The following is a 20,082-nucleotide window of genomic DNA, read 5'->3' on the forward strand; positions in this document are numbered from 1 at the left end:
GTGGCCTCGGGCATCATGTGCCGCCTTGATCGGCATCTTGAGCGCAATGCGGCACGGATTGCATCAAACCCATTTCGCCCATCAATACACATCACGCACATAGCGCTTTTCCCGCGCCAGCCTGTTCACATACTCCTGCGCCCGGTCGTCGCTCATACCGCCGTGCGTCGCGACAGCCGCTTTCAATGCAGCATCGACATCCTTCGCCATACGGCTCGCGTCGCCGCACACATAGAAATGTGCGCCGTCTTCCAGCCATGCCCATAGTTGCGCGCCCTGCTCGAGCATGCGGTCCTGCACATAGATCTTCTCGGCCTGATCGCGCGAAAACGCCACATCGAGCTGTGTGAGCACGCCCTTTGCACGCATCGTTTCCAGCTCATCACGGTAGTAAAAGTCGGTATCGGCATGCTGCTCGCCGAAGAATAACCAGTTACGACCCGCGTCGCCACGCGCGAGGCGCTCATGCAAAAAGCCCCTAAATGGTGCGACTCCCGTGCCCGGTCCCACCATGATCATGGGTGCATCGCCATCACGTGGTGGACGGAAATGCGCGGACTTGTGCACAAACAATGGCACGCTGACGTCGCCAGCGCGATCCGCGAGAAACGTGGACGACACACCTTTGCGCTGACGCCGGCCGTTGTTGTAGCGAACCGCCGCTACGGTCAGATGCACTTCGCCTTGATGGGCTTTCGGGCTTGATGCAATGGAGTACAGCCGAGGCTGCAAACGCTTCAGCATGCCGAGCAATTCCGGTGCGGACAGGTGGACCGGAAACTCATGTAACACGTCGGCCAGTTGCTGTCCCCACAACCAGTTCTTCAGATCGGCCTTGCGGTCTTCCGCCAGCAATGCGCCAAGTGTTGCATCCGGGCTGCGTGCGGCGATCAAGGCCAGCGCTTCGGGACTCGGGCGGGCGATTTCATAGTGTTTGCCGAGCGCGTCCGCGAGGCGCATTTCTCCCACCCCGCTGACGTTCACCGCTGTATCCGCAGCGAGCCCGCTCAAGCCAATCAACTCATCGACCAGCTCCGGACAATTGCTGGGCCACACACCGAGCGCATCGCCCGCTTCATATTCGAGCCCCGAGTCGCCGGTCGCCAGCGAGAAATAGCGCGTGTCCTTCAACGCACCCTTCTTGTTGAGCCGCAGATTCGTCACCAGACGCGATGCGGCAGGACTCGTCTTAGTCGGCAATACGCCGGGCAAAACCGCGGGAATCATGCCGTCGGCGGGCACCTCGTAAAACGCGGCATCCTCTTCCTTGATGCGCGCGACGACCCGCTCCAGCCAGGAGTCAGCTGTCGGCTGAAACTCGGTATCGCAATCAACGCGCGGCAACAAACGCAATGCCCCCTGCTCTGCGAGACGCGTGTCGAGATTGCGCCCGTGACCGCAAAACTGGTCGTAGTTGCGGTCGCCGAAGGCCAACACCGCGTAGCGCACCGCGTCGAGGCGTGGCGCGTGATCCGCTTTGAGCGTTGACCAGAAACTCATGCCGTTGTCGGGCGCGTCGCCATCGCCGAACGTGCTCGTCATCAGCAGCACGTACTGGACTTTTGCCAACGCGGCCACGTCATAATCCTCCATGCAGGAGGTGCGAATTTCGAAGCCCGATTCCAACAACTGCATTGCGTAGCGCTCGGTCAACGATTCAATATTGCCGGTTTGCGAGGCCCATAGCAGCAGCACTTTCGGGCGGCTGTGCGCAATCCGCACCGCGGAAGATGCCGCAGTCTCATTGGATGGCAGTATTGACGCACCAACGGATACCGTTGATGTGATCGTCGCGGAGCGGCTGAATAGTCCGGCGAGCAGGCCGTCAAACCAGAGCCGGTTCGCGGCAGTCAACGGCGCGGACAGTGGCAACACCGGCACACTACGCTCATGATCCTGGCTCGAACGAAGACCGCTGATAAAGCCGGACACGTAAGCGCGTTCCGCTTCGTTGAGCACAGGCGCTGGCGTCGCCGGGATGCCGAGCAGCGTGACGAGGGCGTCGATACGGGGCATGGCCATTTCCTGGGTCGAACCGGCGTTTGCCGCGAGCGCAGCCGCTGCCGGTTCTGTATTCAAAGAGGTCTCGCTGGGGTCGTCCATCAGCGTGTTGGGTTCGGGCGCGACCCGACTCAGCGCGACCGCGCAGAACTTGAGTTCGGGCTGTTGCGAGATCGGGTCGACTGCATCGCTCGTCACGGCATTGATGCAGAGGTCCTCGCCGAACACATCGTTCCAGTGCATCGGCGCAAAGCACGAACCGGCGCGTACCCGATCGGTCACGACGGCGGGCAGCACCGCACGGCCCCGACGCGAACGCACTTCGACACGGTCCTTGGTTTGAATGCCTAACTCAGCGGCATCTTCCGGATGAATCTCAACGAAAGGCCGCGGGTTGAGCTTGTTGAGCATCGCAATCTTGCCGGTCTTGGTCATCGTGTGCCATTGATGCTGCAAGCGCCCGGTATTCAGCACAACAGGAAACTCCGGCACTGGCATCTCCGCCGGGTCGACGTGCGGGCGGACAAAGAACACCGCTTTGCCATGCGCGGTCGGAAACACCAGCGCGGGCCTGCTGCCGTCCGGCGCTTCCCTTAGCGTCTGACTGATGCCATCGTTCAGATAGCGCACTGGATTGCGATCGTGCGTCGCATCCGGCGCACACGGCCATTGCAACGATGTATCGCGCAGACGCGCATGGCTCGCGCCGCGCAGGTCATAGCCGGTCTTCGGATTCGAAGCACGGGTAATCTCCGCGAAGACTTCTTCCGCCGACGTATAGCTGAACGCATCGGCAAAGCCCATTTCGCAGGCCACCCGCGCGATGATCTGCCAGTCGGGCAAGGCCGCGCCCGGCGGGTCGATGGCCTTTTGCATGAGCGTCATGTTGCGCTCGGAGTTGATCATCACACCTTCGGCTTCGGCCCACAGCGCGCCGGGGAGCAGCACGTCCGCGTAACGGTTGGTCTCCGTGTCGAGAAACGCATCCTGCGCGATCACGAGTTCGGCGGCCTGCAAACCGGCGATCACGTTCTGCCGGTTCGGCACGCTTGCCACGGGATTCGTGCAGATGATCCAGCACGCCTTGATGTCACCCGCCGCCATGCGCGCGAACATATCTACAGTGCCATGGCCCGTTTCGGTACGCAGCGTGCCTCGCGAAATAGCCCATAGGTCCTCGACAAAAGCACGGTCCTCCGCCACCAGCACTGAGCGCTGACCGGGCAGCCCCGGCCCCATGTAGCCCATTTCACGGCCGCCCATTGCGTTGGGTTGGCCCGTCAGCGAGAACGGACCGCTGCCGGGACGGCAGATCTTGCCTGTTGCGAGATGCAGATTGCAGATGGCGTTGGTGTTCCAGGTGCCGTGTGTGCTCTGATTCAGGCCCATGGTCCAGCAGCTCATCCACTCGGGTGCTTCGCCGATCCATTGCGCTGCAGTATGGATTTCCGCTTCCGTCAGCCCCGTAATTGCCGCGACCTTCTCTGGCGCGTAGTCGTCCAGAAAGCACGGCATCGCGTCCCATCCTTCGGTGTACTTTTCAATGAAACCCGCGTCCGTGAAGCCATTTTTATGCAGTAGATGCAGCAGGCCGTTGATCAGTGCGAGATCCGTGCCGGGTTTGATCTGCAGAAAGAGATTCGCTTTCTCCGCGGTCGTGGTGCGGCGCGGGTCGACCACGATCAGCTTCGCACCTGCCTTGACGCGATCCATCATGCGCAGATACAGGATGGGGTGACAGTCGGCCATATTCGCACCGCTCACGAAGAACAGGTCCGCCCTATCGAAATCCTGATAGGAGCCAGGGGGACCATCTGCACCGAGCGAGAGCTTGTAGCCACTGCCGGCGCTCGCCATGCACAGGCGCGAATTCGATTCGATCTGGTTGGTGCCAACAAAGCCCTTGGCCAGCTTGTTGACGAGATACTGCGCCTCGATCGACATCTGACCCGAGACATAGAACGACAGCGCATCGGGGCCATAAGTATCGAGCAGGCTGCGCAGATGGCGCCCGGTGTTAGCGATGGCCTCGTCCACCGAAAGCGGCAATGGATCGCTGTAGCGATCGCGCCGTTGAAATGCCCCCTCAAGGCGCCCCGATTTACGCAGCGCAACGTGAGCCGACGATCCCTTGGTGCATAGCCGTCCATAGTTGGTGGGATGCTCCTTGTCACCGGATATCTTCACCACCTGGCCGTCTTCCACCTGCAGCACCATTCCGCAGCCCACGCCGCAGTAGGGGCATACCGTCTTGACGCTCGCGCTGCCCGTCTCGTTCATGCCGAAACCCACACCTGACCATCTTTGACCTGCGTGGCAAACGCGCTAACCGAGTGCTCGGGTGCTTCGAGACATTCGCCGGTGCGCAGATCGAAATGCTGCTTGTAGATGGGCGAAGCAACCACGATGCGCTCACCCAGATTGCCGATCAGGCCACGCGAAAGCACCGCCGCCTGCGAGCATGGATCGTAGTTTTCGATCGCGTACACGCCCGCTTCAGCGGTTGCGACGTTGAACACTGCCACCTGCTTGCCGTTCACAAGCGCGCAGACACCGGTGTTGGGCACGATGTCGTCGAGCGCACATACTTGTACCCACGCGTGCGGGATTCGATCGTTGTTCATGCTGGATTCCTTGACTTGATGACAGTAGCGACGCAATGCTCAAACAGTCTCCGCGACCACCGGAACGGGAAACGGCTTCGCCGTCTGCCGCTCTTCGGGCGTCGCGGGACGAATCTGGCCGCGTTCCTCCACAAAGGTCACGTTCTCGTCGAGCTTGTCGCTGTTGACGAAATGGCGGAAGCGCTTGCGGGTTTCCGGGTCGGTCACGGCCTTTTTCCACTCGCATTCGTAGGTGTCGACCACGTTCTGCATCTCCGCTTCAAGTTCGGCGGCAACGCCCAGCTTGTCGTTCACGACGACGTCGATCAGATACTCGAGCCCGCCTTCCAGGTTGTCGCGCCACACACTGGTGCGTTGCAGACGGTCGGCGGTGCGCACGTAGAACATCAGCACCCGGTCGATGTAGCGCACCAGCGTCTCGCGGTCCAGATCCGACGCGAGCAATTCAGCGTGACGCGGTTTCATCCCGCCGTTGCCGCAGACGTATAAATTCCAGCCCTTTTCCGTCGCGATGATGCCGATATCCTTGCCTTGTGCTTCGGCGCATTCGCGAGTGCAACCGGACACGCCAAACTTGATTTTGTGCGGCGAACGCAAGCCCTTGTAGCGATTCTCGAGTGCGACCGCGAGTCCCACCGAATCGCCAACGCCATAGCGGCACCACGTCGACCCCACGCACGACTTCACGGTGCGCAGGGATTTTCCGTAGGCATGACCCGATTCGAATCCGGCTGCAATCAGTTCTTCCCAGATCAACGGCAGCTGATCGACGCGTGCGCCAAACAGATCGACGCGCTGACCGCCTGTGATCTTCGTATACAGGCTGTATTTCTTCGCCACCTGGCCGACCGCGATCAGGCCTTCAGGCGTCACTTCGCCGCCCGGCATGCGCGGCACGACTGAATACGTACCGTCGCGCTGAATGTTGGCCAGGTAGTAGTCGTTCGAGTCCTGCAGGCTCGCGTGTTCCTTCTTCAGTACGAACTCGTTCCAGCATGAGGCCAGAATGTTGGCCGCGACCGGCTTGCAGATTTCGCAGCCCAGACCGTGACCATGCTTTTCAAGCAGCGCCCCAAAGGTCTTGATGCGCTCGACGCGCACAATGTGATGCAACTCCTGGCGCGAATACGGGAAGTGCTCGCAGACATGGTTGTTGACCGCCATGCCCTGCTTTTTCATTTCGGCCTTCATCACCTGCGTGACGAGCGGCACGCAGCCGCCGCACGACGTGCCAGCGCACGTGGCGCTCTTCAGTGCACCGATACTGGTCGCGCCTGCACTGACAGCGGCGCAGATTTCGCCCTTCGAGACGTTGTTGCACGAGCAGATCTGCGCACTCTCGGGCAGCGCATCGACGCCGAGCGCAGGCCTGGCTTTGCCATCGCTCGACGGCAGAATCAGGAATTCGGGGGCTTCGGGCAGTTCGATGCGGTTCAACATCATCTGCAGCAGCGTGCCGTACTCTGCCGCGTCGCCCACCATGACCGCGCCGAGCAACTGCTTGCCGCACTCGGAGACCACCAGTTTTTTGTAGACCTGTTTGCGCTCGTCGCTGAACTGATAGGTCCGGCTACCTGGGGTCTTGCCGTGCGCGTCGCCGATGCTCGCTACGTCCACGCCCATCAGCTTGAGCTTGGTGCTCATGTCCGCGCCCGCAAAACCGCCTTCGTCACCGAGCAACTGCCTGGCCGTGATACGTGCCATGTCATAGCCCGGCGCAACGAGTCCGTACACCATGCCATTCCATGCCGCGCATTCGCCGATCGCATAGATGTCCGGATCGCTGGTGCGGCAGGTGTCGTCAATGGCAACGCCACCGCGCGGCCCGAGTTCGAGACCGCAAGCGCGGGCGATTTCGTCACGCGGACGAATGCCCGCGGAAAACACGATCATGTCGGTCTCGAGATGAGAGCCGTCGGCGAACTGCATGCGGTGCGTGCCCGCTTCGCCGTCGACGATCTCTAGCGTCTGCTTGCCGGTATGAACCTGTACGCCCAACTCTTCGATCTTGCTGCGCAGAACGCGTCCACCGCCATCGTCGATCTGCACCGCCATCAAGCGTGGCGCGAACTCGACGACGTGCGCGGCCAGCCCCATATCGCGCAGCGCCTTCGCACACTCGAGCCCAAGCAGGCCGCCGCCTACCACCACGCCGGTTTTCGCCCGCACGCCGCACGCTTGCATCGCTTCGAGATCTTCGATGGTGCGATAGACAAAGCAGTCCTGACGGTCATTGCCCTTGATGGGCGGCACGAACGGCGACGAGCCCGTGGCGAGAACCAGCTTGTCGTAAGAAAGCGTCTCGCCGGTCGAGATGGTCACGGTGTGCGCCGCGCGATCGATCGCGACGGCCTTCGCGTTCAGCTTGAGCAAGACGTTTTCGCGTTCGAAGAAGCCCGGCTTGACGAGCGACAGATCGTCGGCGGATTTGCCGGCGAAGAATTCGGACAGATGCACGCGATCATAGGCAGGCCGCGGTTCTTCGCACAGCACGGTAATGTGCAGCGCTGACCTCGCGTCGTCCACCAGGCATTCGAGCAGCTTGTGACCCACCATCCCGTGGCCGATCACGACAACGTTCGTGACAACGGTTTGATCCGAGGCTGCATTCATTTCCAACGCGGTTCGCGACATGATTTTTCGTCCGGCAAATAAAAAGGCGTCCCGCGGATTCAGTCATGAAATGACTGAATTCAGGGGACGCCGTTGTCCAAAAGCTCGTGATCTGAAGAGGTGACTATTGCTGCATGCTGGCCGGACCGTCGTTGGTCCGCCGCGTCTTCTTATGCAAAGCTTGTGCCATGCAACACGACCGGAGTAGCAGCCCGATGCGCCGGGCGTTGCGCGCCTGCGGCGCTAAACTGGGGCAAACGCCGCGACGCAATTTGATGCGGTGAAGCACAGGGCTGGTGCGATGCAGCACTTGATGCGTGCGGCGCTAACATCACACTCCACTATCAACCCGCACACCCGCAGGTTGAATCGCCGTGGCCACCACGAGCCCTTCCGCCGGCAGCGCCCACACCATCCAGCGCGTGCGATGCAACACCACCAGCGCGAACGCAACGGCCGCAATCACGCCGAAGGTCGCAAAGCCCATCTGGTAACTGCCGGTGTTTTCCTTCGCCATGCCCATGATCACCGGCAGATAAAAACCGCCAATACCGCCGGCCGCGCCGATGATCCCCGACATCAGGCCGGTCTTGCCCTTCCAGCGCTGCGGCACCAACTGGAAGGTGGCACCGTTACCCAGTCCAAAGCACAGGTAGGTAGCGACGAGCAACGCGATACCGGTAGGCAGCGGCGGCATCCACGCGGCAAACGCAAAGTCGCACAGGGAAATCCCGGCGAGCAACAACACCAGCGCACGCACTCCGGAGATCCGGTCTGCAATCAGGCCGCCAAGAGGACGTACCAGCGCGCCGGTGAAAGCGAGCAGCGACATGAAGAGTCCCGCTTCAAGTTTCGGCAACTGATAAAGCGACACCAGCAACGTTGTCACATAAGACGACATGCCCACAAAGCCGCCAAACGTAATGCTGTAGACGAGCATCACCACCCACGTGTCGCTTTCCGCGAGCACGCTGCGGTAATGCTTCGGCAACACGGCGATGGCCAGCAACGCGCCGAGCACCGGCAACAGCAACACGCCGGTCTTGCCCGAGCCAAACACACCGGCATGCACGGCGAGCACCAGCACGATCAGGCCCACGAGCGTGATGCAGAAGCTACGAAACGCACGTGGCGCGCTGCCCGATTTCGGCCCAAGATCCTTCGCCCAGAAAAACAGCGCCACGGCCGCCAGTGCCAGCAGCGGCAACGCGGCGCCTGCTGCTCTCGTCCAGCCGAAGTGGTCCGCGATGCCAGGAAACATGAAGCCGTCCAGCACAGCGCCAATGTTGCCGGCCGCCGCGAGACCCAGCACGAGGCCCTGAACCTTGGGCGGATAGTTGCTGCCGGCCATCGGCAACGCGACCGCGAAACTCGCGCCGCCTACCCCGAGAAACACGCCCAGCACGAGCAGCATCACGTATGACGGTGCGACTGGCGACAGCAGCAGCACAATTGAAGGCAACGCCGATAACGCCACGCCCATCAGCGCAATGCGCCGGCCATCGTAGGCCTGATACAGATTGCCGAGTGTCACGCGCAAAATCGCAGCGCCCAACACCGGCACCGCGACGAGGAAGCCCAGTTCCGCGGGCGACATCGCGATGTCCTTGTGAATGAACGGTGCGAGCGGCCCGAACATCACCCATACGGTGAAGCCGGTATCGAAGTAAAAGAAGCACGCTAACAACGCGCGCCAATTGCCGCTCGCCAGCGAATTCAAAAGATGTTTCATGGGTCTCTCTCGCAACGGTGAAAACGAGGCGCAAAAAAAAGCGTCCCGAGTGCCCACAGCGCACCCTGATTGCTCGGGTGAACTGTTGGTACTCGGGACGCCGTTGTCCCTGCGGGTCGCCCGATATGAGCGCCCCATCAAGATTCGATACGCTGAGGCCTTCGTTGACCTCGGGGCGCATCAATGCAATAGGCATGCCATGTGGGTGCGCCGCAGAGTCGACTCAAGCACTCTGCGAGGCAATCCAGCCAGGTAAGATTAACGTCAATGGCGCGCCACATAAGGCGCAACGCGCGAGTGGGCCGCGATGTCACAGGCTCGTTTTGTGACTTGCAGCGAGCCGTTGTCGCCGCGCCATCCGCTTTCGCCAAGCCGTGCGTGAAGCGCGTTCACGGCGCGCAGATGAATTGACTTGGTGCAAGCCTGTGGTGCATCGCACCATGATCTAGCACCGGCCTCCTATGTCCCTCGCGCCGGTGGGGTCATGCACGCTTTTGGGCGGCGCGGTAACATCCGTACTCGCGCTGGAGCGACCCCACCGCATAGCGTCATCAATCTGACGGACCCGCAGCGCGCGCGCCCTCGATCCCGTTGACGCTATCCCGCAGAGCCACCTCCCGCAGCGCCAACGCGGCCCGAAGAAGCCGCTCGACTCTCTCCTACCCTACATACGGCATGTCACACCATCCGAAGACAGTTCGACCGCTCGTGATCGCGTCGGTCATGGCCTCCATGGCGATGGTCGCGATTGAGGCGACCATCGTATCGACCGCCATGCCGCAGATCGTCACGCAACTCGGCGGCTTGCATCTCTACAGCTGGGTCTTCTCGTCCTTTCTGCTGGCGCAAACCGCCATGACCGTGGTGTTCGGCAAGCTGGCCGACCTGTTCGGGCGCAAACCGGTTGTCCTGATCGGCATCGCGATCTTTCTGGTGGGCTCCGTGCTTGCGGGCTTCGCGTGGTCGATGCCCTCGATGATCGTGTTTCGTCTGATCCAGGGCATCGGCGCGGGCGCGATTCAGCCCGTCACGCTGACCATCGTCGGCGATCTCTATCCGGCGCGCGAGCGCGGCAAGATTCAGGGTTATCTGGCGAGCGTCTGGGCCATTGCTGCCGTGATCGGACCGATGGCGGGCGGCTTGCTGATTCGCGACCTGTCGTGGGCCTGGATCTTCTGGATCAACATCCCCATCGGTATCGCGTCGGCGGCCGGCTTCATCTTCTATCTGCATGAGCACGAAAAGCATGAGCGCCCGTCCATCGATCTAGCCGGCGCCGCACTCTTCACCCTCTCGATCGGCTCGCTGATGATGGGCCTCACCGACGCTGGCGAATCGAGCAACACCCTGGTGCTATTCGAGTTTGCTCTGTTCATCGTCAGTGGCGTGCTGTTCGTGATGCAGGAGCGCCGCGCCGCGGATCCGATGATCTCGTTCGCGCTGTGGGGGCATCGGCCTATCGCGGCCTGCAATGTCGCCACCGTGCTATCCGGCATGGCGTTGATGGGCTTGACGAGCTTTTTGCCCATGTATGTCCAGGGTGTGCTGGGCCGCTCGCCGGTCGTCGCCGGTCTCGCGTTGACGATGATGATGGTGGGCTGGCCAAGCGGCGCGACGTTCGCCGCGCGTTCGTTGCACCGGCTCGGGCTGCGCCGCACGCTGATTGGCGGCAGTCTGTTTCTGCCGCTCGGCGCCATCTTCTTCGCGATGCTCAATCCGCAAAGCACGCCCGTATTTGCAGGCATCGGCTCGCTCGTCATGGGGCTGGGCATGGGCATTGTCAGCGTCAGCTCGCTGATTCTGATTCAGGAGATCGTCAAGCCGGCCGAGCGCGGCAGTGCGACCGCATCGAATCTGTTCTCGCGCAATCTGGGCAGCACGCTGGGCGCGGCCATGTTCGGCGCCGTGCTGAACTATGGGCTTGCTCACTCGTCGAGCATCGCAGCGGTGTCCTCTGACCAGTTGCGGCAGATCCTCAACGCGGCGCCCGGCAACAACGCGAGCAATGCGGCGAGCAGCGCCGCCGTGCGCTTCGTGCTGCACCAGTCGTTACATCTGACGTTTGCGTCGATTCTGGTGATCTCGCTCGTTGCGGTTGTCGCACTGGTGATGGTGCCCGCCATCAAGCTCGGCCACGCGCAGCCCGCCTCGGCGAACTAGCAACAACGCGACCGTCTGCTGCGCCCTTGTTTGGCGCACGCCAGGCTCGCGTTTGGCTTTTAGCGCCCCGAATCTGGCGCACAAACACTAGCTTTGCTGATTGCGAAACAGGGTTCAACCCGGCAACCTGAATGCACCGCGCCTTTCACGCGGCTGACACGACGGCCAATTCAGCGGCTAGTTCAGCGTCGTTCCAGATCCCGGGGCCTAAAAAAATGCGAGAAATCTCCTACGAAGAGCAGACCGTCAACGCAACAAATCCCTTGGCGCGCTTTGCCCATCGAACCCGCATGGTGGTCGCCCTGAAGCTCGCGGTCCGCGCTTGCCCCGAACACGCAACCGTCCTCGATTTCGGCGCGGGACCCGGGCTATTCCTGCACACCTTGGGTCAGACACGGCACGACGTGCATCTGATCGGCCACGATCCGTTCGTTGCCCCGGCATTCCCTGAGATCAAATACGCTGAGTCGTTTTCTCATATCGACGATGCTTCTGTCGATGTGCTGACCGCGTTCGAGGTCTGCGAACACCTCTATCCGCAAGAGATCGATCAGCTACTCGACGATGCGACACGCGTCATGAAACCTGGCGCCTCGCTCATCATCTCCGTACCGATCATGTATGGCCTCGCGGTCCTCCCCAAGGTGCTCAACTGGATGTGGCGCCACCGCAAAACGACCACCGAATACCACGTCGACGAGATTTTTCGCTCAGCGGTAGGCGCGCGCGTCGCCCGGCCGGAAAATCCGCGCGCCACTCACAAGGGCTTCGACTTCCGCGAACTGCGCGACACCGTCGATCGGCGTTTCACGGTCTCGCAAGTGCGGCACAGCCCGTTTTCGTGGATGCCGTGGTGGCTCAGTTCCCAGTACTTCATGATCTGTCGCAAACCCGCGTAGCAGCCGGTCCGTAACCGGTCGTCCTGCTCTCCCTGTCGCGTGGGGTCATTCCTACGCTGTTGCGCTGCGCCATCCTCGCGCCACTCGCCCAACGACTGGCATCCGGTTTGCTACGCGCGTCGCCGGCATGCACAAATCAGCGCTTTCGAGGCTTGAGCGAAATCGCGACAGCAGATCAGTCTATGCACGTTCAGTGCTTATCGTTGCCAAATCCGATACAGTAAGTTGCCACCGCGCTATCGCTCAGCATAGGCGGTCGACTTTAGAATTTGTTTAACCGTTTCGGCACTGGCCCATGTACTCCACAACGGGCTGGGCCGACACACACCGCCATGACCTCCCCCTGGCGGCGGCAGCACCCTGCAAAGCGTTTCCCGCAAAAGAGCAAACCAATAAAATTGTCGGACACCTCATGCAAGCAAACAAAAACACCTTCGCTGGAAAAGCGTTGCGCGCCCTCCTCGTTGGCGTGTTCGGCCTCGGATCCGCGTGCGCCAACGCCGACCAGTTCGGTATCCAGATCGCCGGAGGCGTCGCGGACCGTGACATCAAAAAGGCCGATCTTGGGTTCGTCTGGGATCCAGGCCTGAACTGGTGGGAGATAGGCGGCTATCACTTCACTCTGGTCGGCGAGGCACACGCCGCCTACTGGGACATTCAGGAGGATCACGCCGCGCACCCGGACATCTGGGAATTCGGCCTGACACCGGTGTTCCGCTTCATCAAGAGTTCGGGATGGTTCCGGCCGTATCTCGAGGCCGGCGTGGGCGTGCGCCTGCTCTCGCACGTCCGCGAGACCGATGACCGGACCTTCTCGACGTCATTCCAGTTCGCGGACATGGTCGGGATCGGCGCGCAATTCGGCGCCCATCAGCAATACCAGGGAGGATTCCGCTTCCAGCACATATCGAACGCCAGCATCAAGGACCCCAATCCTGGCGCCAACTTTAGCGAGATTTACATCCAGTACAACTTCTGACGGCCCGACTTCGGGGCGCGGCGAACGAGCACACGGCTTCAGCCCCATTTCGGCTCAGTAACAACACGTGTTCCGCATTATGGCAACTGCGTGATATGGTTGAGTTGCATCAAAGGACGGCTCATGCGCCGCCGGACGGGCGACCCTGCGAAGGTCGCGCGCCGGGCGGTTCGCCCCCGTGAGCCGCGAGCAACTCATCGTAGAGAGCCTCGACATGAGTGATGTACGCCTTCATCTGAGCCCACGCGACCGCGTGGAACTGCTTTGCTGGCTCACCTGCGGAAGCCTTGGCGCCTATTACCTGAACGAGAGCTGGCCGGAACCCTCATTTCATGTGCAGACCGCACACAAGTGGCTGGACCGACACTTACGGGAAGCTGACTGGCTGAGCGTCGCCCGACTCTCGGCGCTGGCGCTGGAAATCGCCAACCGGCACGCGCGCTTCGTCGATACCGAGTGGGCGCGCGACGCGGTCGAAGAAATCATCGATACCGACGATCTCAACTTCCAGGCGCGGCTGGTCCTGCAGGTGCTGACCGACTGCGAACGCGCGCTAGCGGACAAACGCATCGCCGACTGAGCGACAATCCTCCGGGGCCACAGGGGGAGAGGACGGCGCCGCAGGCGTTGGAGCCGATGCGCGCTCCGCGTTTCGCCTCGGCTAAATACCGCATATATCCGCCCCATTTAATTAGTCATACTGACCAACCAGATGACTACTCGAAAACACGTCACCGTTGCCGCTGCGACAACCCGACTCCTCCGCCCCCGCCTGAATTGCGCCAGTCAAACGTTTGCGAGCTACCGCGGCCAGAAAAGAGCGTCGCCACGCTAAAGAGATGGGTAAAAAGGTCGTTATCCAGGGGTGAGTCCGGATCGCACACCGGACCTCCGCGACTCAGCAGAAGACGCGTGAGAAAGAGATAAACAGCGCAGGGGAATACTTTGAATCAGCAACAATCGTCAAGGTCGCGGACCGCGGCACCGGGCGAAATCATCTACTCGGAAGGGTACGTCGGGACCTCAGCAATCTATGTGATCGCTGACGGCAAAGTCGAAATTTCAACGCAGTGCGATGAAAAACGCGTCGTCCTGGCGACGCTCGGCAAGGGGGAGATCTTCGGCGAGTCAGCGTTGCTGCCCTCCGAACCGCGTGGCTCCACCGCCAAGGCACTGACTTTCTGCCGCTTGACTGTGATCGATACCGCCGTGGTCGAGGAAGAACTCGAGCGCGTCTCGCCCCTGCTGCGCCATCTGGTGCGCACCATGATTCGCCGCACCAAGCGCAAGGACGATCTGCTCGCTACTTACACGCACGCGGATTTCCTGCCTGGCGTGCTGTCCTACGCCCACGTACTTGCGCTGATGGCCGGCGCGGAGCCCCGCGACGCGCGCACACGCCGCGCCCCGACTGATGAAGTGGCGGTGCCGCTTGCCGACGTCGTCAAGAAATGCCGCGCCATTGCCGGTCATTCGCGTCTGCACGTCATGGCCATGCTCAAGCGCATGGAAAAGCTCAATCTGGTCAGTTTCGAAGCCGGACGTCCGGATTTTCCGGGCCGCGGCACAGCCGCGCATACCGAAGACGGCGCCGCGGGACGGCACATGGTGAGCTTCGACCCGTCGCGAATCCTCGAGCGCGCCCAGCAGGTGGCCGACCACGATCTGGACCTGTCGATTACCGGCGAGCTGGAACTGATCGAACTGTCGGATCTGGAAGCGCTGATCGGCGTGGAACGGCAACTGATCCTCAAGAAGCTGTCGCACTCGGAAATCGCCGAAGATATTTTTGCCTTCCGTAAAACCAAGGTGTTGAACTACATCGAAGAAAACGGCACCGCGTATTTCTCGCGGCGAAAAGTGCGCGCCGTCAGTGAACTGGAGTCACTGAGCGATCTGGAGTTTATCGACCAGCGTACCCTGTTCGATGCGGTCAGCGCCTTCGACACGTACGACCTCGCCAAGCTGCTGACGGCAAGCGCCGATCATTCGATCGCCGACCGCCTGCTCTCCGTGATGACCCAGGCACGCCAGAACGAGATCTCTTGGATCATGCGGCGCGACGTGAAGATCGATCCGCTCGAAATCCCCGATATCGAGCAGCGCTTTATCGATCTCGTGAAGAGCATCAAGTCACCCGCGCCGAATGCGCCGGCGCCCCTCAGTTCGGCCGTCTAGCCGCGCGGGCCGGCGCCACGGTTTCGCCTGAATCCGTCTGCCGTCGGCTCATTCCATTGATGTTCGAGGTTGCAAGAGGTTGTACGAGGCTGACTATGGATCTCCTGACGCTATGCGGCGCGTTGCTGGGTATTGCCGCGATTGTGGTTGGCTTCTTTCTCGAAGGCGGCCGGTTTGCCTCGCTGTTCCAGCTGGAAGCGCTGGTGATTGTGCTTGGCTGCACCATCGGCGCGGTGATGGTGCAGAACACCTGGGCGCGGTTTTCCGACGGCGTCAGGCAATTGCGCCTCGTCTTCAGCACCGCCAAGCCGGTTGACCAGAAAAATCTCGCCGTGTTGCTGGAGTGGGGACATAAAGCGAAACTCAATGGCATGCTCGCATTCGAGTCCATCGAGCCGGACGGCATCCATCCTTTTGCCCGACGCGGACTGGAGCTGATTGCCAATGGCGTACCCACCGCTGTCCTCGAAGATGCGTTGCAGCGCGAACTGGACGCCTACGAGCGCAACCATCTGACGGCCGCGCGGATCTGGCTGCAGGCAGGTGGCTATGCCCCCACGTTCGGCATTCTTGGCGCCGTGCTGGGTCTGATCCAGGTAACGGGCCACATTCTCGAACCCGCCCTGCTCGGTCAAGGTGTGGCGGTGGCATTCGTGACCACGCTCTACGGCCTGGCGCTGGCGAATCTGCTGTTCCTGCCCATCTACGGCAAGATCAAGGCGCAGGTGGAAAGTGAACTGCGTTACCGCAAACTGTACTTCGACGGACTGCTGGCCATTTCGCGCAGGGAATCGCCGCAAACCATCGAAACGCGCCTCACCGGCGATGTCCGCGAGCGCTCCAACGAGTTGCTGGCCTGACCCATGCCGATCTTGCACCCGCTGTACACCTCGCGCATGTCGCACACCTCGCCTCATTTGAAAGCGCGCCCGGATCTTCGCCATGGCGGATGAACGAAACCGCCTGAAAATCAGCGACGAGAACGAGGCGAGCCCTGAACGCTGGCTTCTGTCGTATTCAGATCTCGTCACCACACTCATGGTGCTGTTTCTCGCGCTGTATGCGATCCAGCTTGCCAAAAATCGCGAACTCGAAGTAAAGATGCTTGAGACGACGCACAGCGTGAAGGCGCAAAGCGCATCGGCCGCCGCCAGCCCCAATGCAGGCGATGCGCGCGCCCGGACGGAATTGCTCTCGCTCCTCAAGGCATTGCACGACAAAGGACAGATCAACATCAATGAAGAGCCGGACGGCGTCGAGATTGCGATCAACGCCAGGATCCTCTTTCATGCCGGCGACGCGCATCTGCTGCCGGACTCGTACGACGTACTGGAACAGGTGGCCGCCGCCCTCAAGGATCACTCAACCCACAACATCCTCGTCGAAGGCCACACCGACAGCACCCCCATCGCCACGGCCAAATACGAATCCAACTGGGAGCTGTCCTCGGCGCGCGCGGGGGCCGTGGTGCGATATTTCGTCGACCAGGGGATCGAGCCGCACCGGCTGGCCGCCATTGGCCGTTCCGACAATATTCCATTGATGATCGGCGATGATGCCGCAGCGCGAGCCGCCAACCGCCGCGTGACGATCCTGGTTCAGTATTGAGGCGGTCCTGCGCCTTCGGGAAGCGCTTGCTGCTACGCTTGCACCGCAGACACAATAGAGCGCCAGCTCACCAGAACACGCCCCGCCACCCGAACGGAGCCCCAATGAGACATCCGCGCCAGCGTCCTCCGCAGTTTTCCGGCGAGCACTCGCACGCCGACCTGCGCGACCTGACCTTGACGTTTGCACCCATTGCGTTGCTGGTGGTGATCGTGGTGACGCTCGTCGTCTGGCTCGTCAATCCGGCGCCGCCGCGCACCATCGTCATGAGCGCCGGCCCGCACGACAGCTCATTCATGCTCGCCGCCGAAGAATACAAAACCATCCTCGCGCGCAACGGCATCACGCTCAAGGTGCTGGAGTCCGATGGCTCATTGCAGAATCTGCGGCGGCTGCTGGATCCCAAACAGCACGTCGATGTCGCCCTGGTGCAAGGCGGCGTGTCGGACGGCCTGCCCATTTCATCGCTGATGTCGCTTGGCAGCGTGTTCTACGATCCGGTCGTGGTGTTCTATCGCGGCAGCGGTGTCACCGGCCTCGCGCAGCTCGAAGGAAAACGCATTGCCGTCGGCCGGGAAGGCAGCGGCACGCGGGTGCTGGCGCTCAAGTTGCTGGATGCGAATGGCATCCGGCCCGGCGGTGACACGCCGCTGTTGCCCGACGACGGACTGCAAGCCGCGACCAAACTGGTGTCGGGCGACGTCGACGCGGCGATTCTGAACGGCGATTCGGCCACCCGCGAGCTGATGTTGCGCCTGCTCCGGGTGCCCGGCATCTCGGTGATCAACTTCGACGAAGCAAACGCTTATACGCGCCTCTTTCCCTATCTGGATGAAATCGATCTGCCGCCCGGCGTGCTGGATCTCAAACGCCGAATTCCGCCCGATACCATCCACCTGATCAGCCCCACGGTGGAAATCGTCGTTCGCTCCAGCCTGCATCCGGCCATCTCGGACCTGCTGATCGAAGCCGCGCAGGAAATTCACGGCATGCCCGGCTTACTGCAACACGCTGGGCAGTTTCCCAGCCTGACCGCGCGGGAATACCCGATCAGCGAAGATGCGCAGCGTTACTACAAGACCGGCAAGAGCCTGCTCTATCGCAGCCTGCCATTCTGGATCGCGAGTGTGGTCGATCGCACCCTCGTGCTGCTGGTGCCGCTGGCTGTGCTGCTGGTGCCGGGACTGCGTCTGCTTCCAGCGTTGTACCGCTGGCGCGTGAGGTCGCGCATCTACCGGTACTACGGCTCGCTGATCGCAATCGAGCGCGAAGCGCTGAAGGATCCGTCGCAGCAGGAACGCCGCGTGCTCTTTCAGGAACTCGACCAGATCGAGGCTGCACTCAATGAATTGCGTATGCCGCTCGCGTATGCAGACGCCTTTTACGTACTGCGCGAGCATGTCGGATTCGTACGCGCCCAGTTGAAGCAGCCTTGAGGCGTGCTTTGAACGTCGTTTAAGCGTGCGTGGCGCGTCTCTTGCGCATCCCTGATGTACCCGCGAAGTATCCGTGAAGCGCGCCCTCGCTGCTGGTGACGGCGTGCCTGGGCGCACAAATTCGTCCGGGGCCGGTTCCAACTCGTATGTGAATCAGGGTACGATTGTTGATTACCTATAGGCGAGACACCAGCGGACGTCAAATACATTCGACGCCACGCAGGCAACGGCGATAGCCCATTGACAGGCACCAGCACGCACCGCCAGCGTCTTCAGCACTTTTGGCATCAGTATTAACAGGCACCCATGCGCAGGAGAACACTATGAGCACGCCGACGCGATTTCCAATTGTCGGCATTGGCGCGTCAGCGGGCGGCGTCGAGGCGTTGCAGGGCTTTTTCCGCGGCATGCCGGAGCAGCCAGGCGTGGCGTTTGTGATCGTCACGCATCTCGGGCCCGCGCGTGAGAGCCTCTTGAACGAGATCGTTGCCCGTTATACCAACCTGCCGGTGCATCTCGCGGCTGACGGCAAGCTGGTGGAAAAAGACAATGTCTATGTGCTGCCCTCGGATGTGATGCTCGGCATCGAAGGCGGCCATCTGCGCCTGCATCCGCAGCACACCGAGCGGCGCGAACGCAAGCCGATCGACCTGTTTTTTAGCTCGCTCGCCAAGGATCAGGGCGAACTGTCAGTGTGCGTGGTGCTATCAGGTGGCGATTCGGACGGCACGCTCGGTGTGCGGGCCATCAAGGAGCGCGGCGGCCTGACCATGGCGCAAACCCCGGATGGCTACGGGCCGCAGCATGCGACGATGCCGGATAGCGCCATCGCTAGCGGCCTCGTGGACTACGCGCTGCCCGCCGACCAGATGGGCGCGAAGCTCGCTGAGTTTGCCCATAGCCCCTATGTGCTCAACGACGCCGCCTTCAACGCCAGTGCCGAACATGAACTGCAAAAGCTGGAGGACGCACGGACCGAGATCTACGGCATCCTGCGCAATCAGATCGGCCACGATTTCAGCGGCTACAAGTCCAAGACCTTCATGCGCCGCGTGCAACGCCGCATGCAGGTGGTGCAGGTTGATACCGTAGACGGCTATGTCGCCCAGTTGCAGCGCAATCCGCAGGAAGTGAGTGCGCTGTTTCGCGACCTGCTGATCAACGTCACCGATTTCTTCCGTGACGCAGAGTCCTTCGACAAGCTCGCGGAAGTCGTTATTCCGAAGCTCTTCGAAGGGCGTAGTGCCGACGATATCGTGCGCGTCTGGATCCCCGGATGCGCGACGGGCGAAGAAGTCTATTCGCTTGCGATCCTGTTGCGCGAGCATATGGACGGCCTCGCTGTCGTGCCGCGCGTGCAGATCTTCGCCACCGACATCGACGATCAGGCGCTCGCCACGGCGCGCGTCGCCAGGTATCCGGCGCAGTTGCTCGAAGGCGTGCCCGCCGCGCGGCGCGAGCGCTTTTTCATCCCCGATGGCGGCAGCTTTGGGATGGCGAAGGAAATCCGCGATCTGTGCATTTTCTCGCCGCATAACGTGATTCGCGACCCGCCCTTTTCGCGTATCGATCTGGTCTCCTGCCGCAATCTGCTGATCTATTTCGGCCTCGATCTGCAAAGTCAGGTGATTCCGACTTTCCACTACGCGCTACGGCCCGACGGCTATCTGTTCCTCGGCAGTTCGGAGAGTGTGAGCCAGTTCGACGACCTGTTCACGCCGATCGAGAAAAAGCATCGCATTTTCCAGCGCCGCTCGGATGTGATACCGAGTGTGCGTCTGCCGCTCATCGTGTCGGCGCTGCGCCCCGGGCAGGCCGCCGATCTCTCGCCGCGACGCACCCAGCCCGGCAG

At 61.5% G+C, this 20,082-nt stretch carries 13 protein-coding genes; 9 read left to right on the top strand and 4 right to left on the bottom strand.

Annotated features, from left to right (window positions below):
* Positions 1-81: 81 nt before the first annotated feature.
* The 4 genes from WCA85_RS00925 to WCA85_RS00940 form a co-directional block, all read right to left on the bottom strand.
* Positions 82-4,281 (bottom strand): molybdopterin-dependent oxidoreductase, encoded by a 4,200-nt coding sequence (locus tag WCA85_RS00925; RefSeq protein WP_424061119.1) that lies wholly within the window; start codon positions 4,279-4,281, stop codon positions 82-84.
* Complete coding sequence (gene nirD / locus WCA85_RS00930; RefSeq protein ID WP_424061120.1) at positions 4,278-4,625, bottom strand: nitrite reductase small subunit NirD; 348 nt, start codon at positions 4,623-4,625, stop codon at positions 4,278-4,280. The genes WCA85_RS00925 and nirD overlap by 4 nt, the downstream gene beginning before the upstream one ends.
* Positions 4,626-4,664: 39 nt before the next feature.
* On the bottom strand, positions 4,665-7,259 hold the full coding sequence (gene nirB / locus WCA85_RS00935) for a nitrite reductase large subunit NirB (protein ID WP_424061122.1): 2,595 nt from the start codon (positions 7,257-7,259) through the stop codon (positions 4,665-4,667).
* A 310-nt stretch (positions 7,260-7,569) separates the two neighbouring features.
* Positions 7,570-8,970: an MFS transporter gene (locus WCA85_RS00940; RefSeq protein WP_424061123.1), complete on the bottom strand. Its 1,401-nt coding sequence runs from the start codon at positions 8,968-8,970 to the stop codon at positions 7,570-7,572.
* Between the two features lie 675 nt (positions 8,971-9,645).
* On the opposite strand from WCA85_RS00940, the gene WCA85_RS00945 reads away from it, so the two are divergent.
* The 9 genes from WCA85_RS00945 to WCA85_RS00985 form a co-directional block, all read left to right on the top strand.
* A complete protein-coding gene (locus tag WCA85_RS00945; RefSeq protein WP_424061124.1) occupies positions 9,646-11,130 on the top strand; it encodes an MDR family MFS transporter in 1,485 nt (494 codons plus the stop codon).
* Between the two features lie 215 nt (positions 11,131-11,345).
* Positions 11,346-12,029, top strand: coding sequence for a class I SAM-dependent methyltransferase (locus WCA85_RS00950; protein WP_424061126.1), 684 nt, complete (start codon positions 11,346-11,348; stop codon positions 12,027-12,029).
* Positions 12,030-12,441: 412 nt separating this feature from the next.
* Positions 12,442-13,008 (top strand): acyloxyacyl hydrolase, encoded by a 567-nt coding sequence (locus tag WCA85_RS00955; protein WP_424061137.1) that lies wholly within the window; start codon positions 12,442-12,444, stop codon positions 13,006-13,008.
* 214 nt (positions 13,009-13,222) lie between these two features.
* Positions 13,223-13,588: a hypothetical protein gene (locus WCA85_RS00960; protein ID WP_424061127.1), complete on the top strand. Its 366-nt coding sequence runs from the start codon at positions 13,223-13,225 to the stop codon at positions 13,586-13,588.
* A 365-nt stretch (positions 13,589-13,953) separates the two neighbouring features.
* The gene (locus WCA85_RS00965; RefSeq protein WP_424061129.1) at positions 13,954-15,186 is read left to right on the top strand and encodes a cyclic nucleotide-binding domain-containing protein; all 1,233 of its coding nucleotides are present in this window, start codon (positions 13,954-13,956) and stop codon (positions 15,184-15,186) included.
* Between the two features lie 95 nt (positions 15,187-15,281).
* Entirely contained in the window at positions 15,282-16,046 is a 765-nt protein-coding gene (locus WCA85_RS00970; RefSeq protein ID WP_424061131.1) for a flagellar motor protein, read from the top strand.
* A gap of 82 nt (positions 16,047-16,128) precedes the next feature.
* Entirely contained in the window at positions 16,129-16,794 is a 666-nt protein-coding gene (locus WCA85_RS00975; RefSeq protein ID WP_424061132.1) for an OmpA/MotB family protein, read from the top strand.
* Between the two features lie 104 nt (positions 16,795-16,898).
* Entirely contained in the window at positions 16,899-18,230 is a 1,332-nt protein-coding gene (locus tag WCA85_RS00980) for a TAXI family TRAP transporter solute-binding subunit (protein ID WP_424061133.1), read from the top strand.
* Between the two features lie 323 nt (positions 18,231-18,553).
* Positions 18,554-20,082: CheR family methyltransferase (locus WCA85_RS00985; protein WP_424061135.1), on the top strand; the 1,529-nt coding region annotated here is incomplete at its 3' end.

It is taken from the genome of Paraburkholderia sp., assembly GCF_049581445.1.
Taxonomy (GTDB): Bacteria; Pseudomonadota; Gammaproteobacteria; order Burkholderiales; family Burkholderiaceae; genus Paraburkholderia.

Excerpts from the sequence above, each read along its gene's own strand:
- WCA85_RS00925 (WP_424061119.1), bottom strand. The coding sequence starts at position 4,281 with ATGAACGAGACGGGCAGCGCGAGCGTCAAGACGGTATGCCCCTACTGC.
- nirD (WP_424061120.1), bottom strand. The coding sequence starts at position 4,625 with ATGAACAACGATCGAATCCCGCACGCGTGGGTACAAGTATGTGCGCTC.
- nirB (WP_424061122.1), bottom strand. The coding sequence starts at position 7,259 with ATGTCGCGAACCGCGTTGGAAATGAATGCAGCCTCGGATCAAACCGTT.
- WCA85_RS00940 (WP_424061123.1), bottom strand. The coding sequence starts at position 8,970 with ATGAAACATCTTTTGAATTCGCTGGCGAGCGGCAATTGGCGCGCGTTG.
- WCA85_RS00945 (WP_424061124.1), top strand. The coding sequence starts at position 9,646 with ATGTCACACCATCCGAAGACAGTTCGACCGCTCGTGATCGCGTCGGTC.
- WCA85_RS00950 (WP_424061126.1), top strand. The coding sequence starts at position 11,346 with ATGCGAGAAATCTCCTACGAAGAGCAGACCGTCAACGCAACAAATCCC.
- WCA85_RS00955 (WP_424061137.1), top strand. The coding sequence starts at position 12,442 with ATGCAAGCAAACAAAAACACCTTCGCTGGAAAAGCGTTGCGCGCCCTC.
- WCA85_RS00960 (WP_424061127.1), top strand. The coding sequence starts at position 13,223 with ATGAGTGATGTACGCCTTCATCTGAGCCCACGCGACCGCGTGGAACTG.
- WCA85_RS00970 (WP_424061131.1), top strand. The coding sequence starts at position 15,282 with ATGGATCTCCTGACGCTATGCGGCGCGTTGCTGGGTATTGCCGCGATT.
- WCA85_RS00975 (WP_424061132.1), top strand. The coding sequence starts at position 16,129 with ATGGCGGATGAACGAAACCGCCTGAAAATCAGCGACGAGAACGAGGCG.
- WCA85_RS00980 (WP_424061133.1), top strand. The coding sequence starts at position 16,899 with ATGAGACATCCGCGCCAGCGTCCTCCGCAGTTTTCCGGCGAGCACTCG.